This is a genomic window from Oleiphilus sp. HI0061 (assembly GCF_001635675.1).
Window position 1 is genome coordinate 1 of the sequence record NZ_LWFE01001828.1, and the last position, 1784, is coordinate 1784.

Below are 1784 nucleotides of genomic sequence, written 5' to 3' on the forward strand. Positions count from 1 at the left end.
TCCCGACAGTGAGTTAACCAAGAAGGCATTGAGAGTGGCTTATGAAAGTCGTGGCAAACCGAAGGGCGTGCTATTTCACAGCGATCAAGGTTGTCATTACACAAGCCAATCCTATCGTCAGCTGCTATGGCGTTATGGCATTCGACAAAGCCTAAGTCGCAGAGGAAATTGCTGGGATAATGCGCCAATGGAGCGATTCTTTAGAAGCTTTAAAACAGAATGGATGCCGCGATCAGGATATGAATCGTTTATGGAAGCAGAAGCAGCTATCGATCAATACATTAATGGTTACTACAATCGTCATCGGCCTCATCATCATAATGGTGGTATGTCACCGTTATTGACTGAACAGGCTTACGAAAAAACTTATAACGGGCTGGCCAGTTTTAGTTGACCACTACACAGCTGTTGGTTCCCTGAATAATGGTCTTTTGCCGGATGATTGTAATCTATTTCCCTTATACAGACGTATTTAATAAGTACCCTCTATAAATAGGAAATAGCGCAATGATCAATCTATTTAAGCAACACACAATGAAACGCTTGATTAAGGAATATGAAAGAAAGCTGACCTACGCTTTCGAGGCTCAAAGAATGGGCGATATGAGAGAGTATGCCAAGCGAACCCAGGATGCTGATTTGGTATATCAGCAAATAAAGGATCGGCAGCAGTCTTAAACTTGTGAACGCATCAGTGAAAAGACCTTCAGGCGCCATGCTAGAAGGTCTGTTTAGTATTACTGGTGTAAAGGACATCCTTTAAACCTGCGTTCACGTGCCTGATAATCCTGAGCCTTGACCTCCCATCCTTGAAGGTTGCTGTCGATTATCGATTCTAGTAAATCAATATGGCTCCTATCTGAGTTTAACGCAGGGATATACTGATAACTTTGTCCGCCGGCTTCTAGAAAATAATCTCGATTTTCCACGGCAATTTCCTCAAGCGTTTCTAAACAGTCTGATGAAAAACCAGGGCAAAATACTTGAACAGATGAGACGCCTTTATCGGGGAGTGATTTCAAGGTGTGGTCGGTATACGGTTTAAGCCACTCAGCTTTACCAAAACGCGACTGAAAGCTTGTGATAACTTTATCCGCATCAATATCCAGCGCTTCAGTTAATAGTCGAGAAGTGACTTGGCAATGACAGTAGTATGGGTCACCTAACTCTAAGTATCGTTTGGGGACACCATGAAAAGATAGCATGAGCTTGTCAGCCTGGCCGTTCTCAGACCAAAACTGTTTTATTTTATCGGCCATTGCTTTGATATACAGCGGATGGTCGTGATAAGAAGTTATAAAGCGGAGTTCAGGCACCCAGCGACGCGCTGTTAGTTCTGTAGAGACCGCGTCAAAGGTGGAACCGGTAGTCGAACCTGAGTATTGAGGATACAAGGGAAGGATCACTAAGCGTCGAGCACCTTCTTCTAGCATTGAATTCATTACCTTGTCGATGGAAGGGTTGCCGTAACGCATCGCAAACTTGGTAACAACCTGGTCACCCAATTTGGTTTCTAGCCTCTTGCTTAAGGCTTTTGCCTGCTCTTGTGTGTGCGAAAGCAATGGTGAACCATGCTCCGTCCAAACCGAGGCATAGGCTTTAGCCGACTTTTTAGGACGTATGCGTAAAATAATGCCGTGTAAAATTATCAGCCAGATAAGTCGCGGAATTTCTACAACGCGAGGGTCAGACAGAAATTGTCTGAGGTAAACTCGTAAAGCTTGTGGTGTTGGTGCGTCGGGAGTACCTAAGTTGGTAATTAACACACCTATTTTATCTTCTTG

3 protein-coding genes are annotated in these 1784 nt (G+C 44.0%); 2 read left to right on the forward strand and 1 reads right to left on the reverse strand.

The window, feature by feature from the left end; genetic code table 11:
• Positions 1–394 (forward strand): integrase core domain-containing protein (locus A3735_RS27800; protein WP_156499980.1); only part of this gene is annotated, 394 nt, incomplete at its 5' end.
• 113 nt (positions 395–507) lie between these two features.
• A complete protein-coding gene (locus tag A3735_RS29915) occupies positions 508–678 on the forward strand; it encodes a DUF6435 family protein (protein ID WP_156490163.1) in 171 nt (56 codons plus the stop codon).
• Between the two features lie 59 nt (positions 679–737).
• Here A3735_RS29915 and hemH read toward each other — a convergent pair.
• Positions 738–1784: ferrochelatase (hemH, locus tag A3735_RS27805; RefSeq protein ID WP_068639062.1), on the reverse strand; the 1047-nt coding region annotated here is incomplete at its 5' end.

Excerpts from the sequence above, each read along its gene's own strand:
- A3735_RS29915 (WP_156490163.1), top strand. The coding sequence starts at position 508 with ATGATCAATCTATTTAAGCAACACACAATGAAACGCTTGATTAAGGAA.